General features: G+C 62.5%; 5 protein-coding genes and 1 pseudogene. 3 read left to right on the top strand and 3 right to left on the bottom strand.

The genetic code is table 11. The features are described from left to right. The coding region (locus tag WC739_RS25230; protein ID WP_372955708.1) for a M48 family metallopeptidase at nt 1-733 on the top strand (733 nt) is incomplete at its 5' end. Between the two features lie 19 nt (nt 734-752). Here WC739_RS25230 and WC739_RS25235 read toward each other — a convergent pair. From WC739_RS25235 to WC739_RS25245, 3 genes are all read right to left on the bottom strand, one after another. Beyond that, nucleotides 753-1,244, bottom strand: coding sequence for a GNAT family N-acetyltransferase (locus WC739_RS25235; RefSeq protein WP_372955709.1), 492 nt, complete (start codon nt 1,242-1,244; stop codon nt 753-755). Beyond that, nucleotides 1,241-1,531, bottom strand: coding sequence for a DUF1778 domain-containing protein (locus WC739_RS25240; protein ID WP_372955710.1), 291 nt, complete (start codon nt 1,529-1,531; stop codon nt 1,241-1,243). Before WC739_RS25240 ends, WC739_RS25235 begins: the two co-directional genes overlap by 4 nt. A gap of 99 nt (nt 1,532-1,630) precedes the next feature. Next, complete coding sequence (locus WC739_RS25245; protein WP_372955711.1) at nt 1,631-1,945, bottom strand: hypothetical protein; 315 nt, start codon at nt 1,943-1,945, stop codon at nt 1,631-1,633. A gap of 15 nt (nt 1,946-1,960) precedes the next feature. Here WC739_RS25245 and WC739_RS25250 point away from each other — a divergent pair, with 15 nt between their 5' ends. Then, entirely contained in the window at nt 1,961-2,620 is a 660-nt protein-coding gene (locus tag WC739_RS25250; protein ID WP_372955712.1) for a phosphoribosylanthranilate isomerase, read from the top strand. 34 nt (nt 2,621-2,654) lie between these two features. Further along, nucleotides 2,655-2,841, top strand: a pseudogene (locus WC739_RS25255) (tryptophan synthase subunit beta); the annotation flags it as partial.

The raw sequence follows: 2,841 nt of genomic DNA on the forward strand, positions 1-2,841 counted from the left end.
GACAAAGCCCAAGCCCGCGCCTGTCGAAGAGCGCGAGCACGTGGTTGCCGGCCGTTCCTTGCCGCTCAAGATCGTCGAGAACGATCGCGCCAGGCGATTGACGCTGCGCATCGATTCCGGCGGCCGCGGCCTGCGCATCACCGTTCCGCCCGGCCTGCGCCGGGGCGAAGTGGAGAAATTCCTGGACCGCCATCAGGAATGGCTGGAGCAGCGGCTGGCGAAGGTGCCGAACCGGCCGCAGGTGCGGCCCGGCATCAAGATCCCGCTCCGCGGCGTGCCGCATCGCATCGTGCATGAGCCTTCAAAGCGTGGCACCGTCACCGTCTCGAACGACGAGAGCGGTCCGCTGCTGATCGCGCATGGCGATCGCATCCATCTGCCGCGCCGCATCGCCGATTTCCTCAAGCGCGAGGCGAAATGCGAGATCGAGGCGCTGGTGGCCAAGCACACGCTGGCTGTGGGCAAGCGCGCCAAGGCCATCCGCTTCAAGGATACGTCAAGCCGCTGGGGCTCCTGCACGTCCGACGGCAATCTGTCGTTTTCCTGGCGCATCATGATGGCGCCGTCGCCGGTCATCAATTATCTCGTCGCGCATGAGGTGGCCCATCTCAAGGAGATGAACCACGGCCCGAAATTCTGGAAACTGTGCGAAGAGCTTTGCCCGGACACCGAGCGCTGCAAAGCCTGGCTCAAGCGCAATGGCGGCGCCTTGCAGGCGATTGCGTTCGAATAGCCGTGTGACGGCGACGAACTCACAAGCTGGCTTTCAGATCGTCCAGCGTCACCAACAACATCATCGGATCGAGTGACGACGGTTCGAAGCCGATCCTTGTATAAAACGCCTTGGCGTCCGTCGACAACGCATGCACGACTATCCCGCGAATTCCTATGGTGTCGGCAGCCTGGATGACGCGCTGCCCGGCGTCTCTTATCAGCGCGCGGCCAAGGCCTCTGCCCTGTTGGGACTGATCCACGGCCAGCCGGCCGAGGACCACCACCGGAATCGGCTCCGGCATGTTGCGGCGGAAACGGCTGGGCGCTGCATCCATTGATATCGCGCTCGACGCCAACGCATAATAGGCCACCACGCGACCATTCTCGCCGGCAACGAAAGTGCGGGATGCGCCGGTCGCCTGGTTTTTCAGGGCACGCCGCTTTAGCCATTGGTCGAGACTGTCCACGCCTGACGCGAAGGATTCAACCTCATGAAAAGCTGTCAGCGGCTCCGGCGCCGAAGCCGTCATGGCTTCTCCCAAGGCGCGGGGGTCTGCATCGTCTTGCGCAAGCGATCGTTCGGTTGTGGGGGCATATCCAAACGCGCCAGAAACGCCGCGTAGGCTTCCGGGCTGGCAGTAATGATCGTCTGGTCCAACAAGGCTTCCTCGGCCGCCGATCGTGCTGCCTCCAACACGAAATCGGTGCGGTTCTTACCTCGTACCTTGGCGGCGCGGTCGATCAGGCGCCGTTCCTCCGGCTTGATGCGAATGTTCAGCGTTTCGCGCTTTTTGGGCGCGGCGATTGGTGTTGGCATGACTCGATCTCCTACGGCGACAGGCAGTATAGTGTAATGTCATTGTCATTACAATGTTGTCGAACTCGCCAATCGATGCTGATCTAATATACGGATCACTCAGCCGTCATTCGCCGCATTCAGCTCATCCGGCCGCAGCCCCTCGTCGCCTTGGTGCGGCCAGGGCAGGAAGTTGGCGTCGAAGGCATCGCCGCCGAAATAGTCGAGCGCTCGGTGCGCCTCGGCGCCATTGAATGCGGCCTGGTCCATCAGATGGGCGATGACCTCGCGCGCCTGTGCGATCTTCTGCTTCAATTCAGCAATGGTTGCGTCGGCCATGTTGTTTCTCCCGCCTGCATCACGTCGATCCATAGGTAGCGCTATTTGCCACGCTGGCAAACTGCATGCTTTTTCTCGACTTTCGACGCGTTTCATGCCAATTCCCGCGCCATGGCGCTCGACATCAAGATCTGCGGCTTGAAGACCGACGCGGCACTCGCCGCGGCCCTTGCCGGCGGCGCCAGCCATGCCGGCTTTATCTTCTTCCCCAAAAGCCCGCGCTACGTCGAGCCGGCCGAGGCAGGCCGGCTGCGCGAGGCGCTGCGCGGCAAGGCCCTGGCGGTCGCTGTCACGGTCGACGCCAGCGACGCGCTCCTGGATGAGATCATCACGGCCATGCAACCCGATATGCTGCAGCTGCACGGCTCGGAACCACCTGAGCGGGTGACGGAACTGAAGGCCCGCTACGGCCTGCCGGTGATCAAGGCGCTGCCGCTCAGCGAGGCTGCCGATCTCGAGCGGATCAAGCCATTCATCGGCGTTGCCGACCGTTTCCTGTTCGATGCCAAGCCGCCAAAGGGCTCCGCCTTGCCAGGAGGCAATGGCGTGGCCTTCGACTGGCGCATCCTTGCCGGCCTTGACGCCGATGTCGATTACATGCTTTCCGGTGGGCTCAACGCCGCCAATGTCGGCGATGCCCTTCGGCTTGCCAACCCGCCCGCGATCGACATTTCCTCGGGTGTGGAAAGCGCGCCGGGTGTCAAGGATCCGGCGTTGATCGAAAAGTTTTTCCGGGCCGTCCGGGCAGCACGCGACGACCGCGCCGCCTGAGCGTATTCCACCCCCAAGATGCAGGAGATCGGCGATGAACAAGCCGGCGACACCCAATTCCTTCCGCACCGGTCCCGACGAACAGGGCATGTTTGGTATTTTCGGCGGACGTTTCGTCGCCGAGACGCTGATGCCGCTGATCCTCGACCTGGAGAAGCACTGGACATTCGCCAAGAACGATCCGTCGTTCAAGGCCGAGGTCGAGTATCTCAACAAGCACT

The sequence above is a fragment of the Mesorhizobium sp. genome, assembly GCF_041661565.1.
GTDB lineage: Bacteria > Pseudomonadota > Alphaproteobacteria > Rhizobiales > Rhizobiaceae > Mesorhizobium.

What these genes read in the sequence shown, in the direction of transcription:
- WC739_RS25235 (WP_372955709.1), bottom strand. Translation starts at nt 1,244, where the DNA reads ATGACGGCTTCGGCGCCGGAGCCGCTGACAGCTTTTCATGAGGTTGAA.
- WC739_RS25240 (WP_372955710.1), bottom strand. Translation starts at nt 1,531, where the DNA reads ATGCCAACACCAATCGCCGCGCCCAAAAAGCGCGAAACGCTGAACATT.
- WC739_RS25245 (WP_372955711.1), bottom strand. Translation starts at nt 1,945, where the DNA reads ATGAAACGCGTCGAAAGTCGAGAAAAAGCATGCAGTTTGCCAGCGTGG.
- WC739_RS25250 (WP_372955712.1), top strand. Translation starts at nt 1,961, where the DNA reads ATGGCGCTCGACATCAAGATCTGCGGCTTGAAGACCGACGCGGCACTC.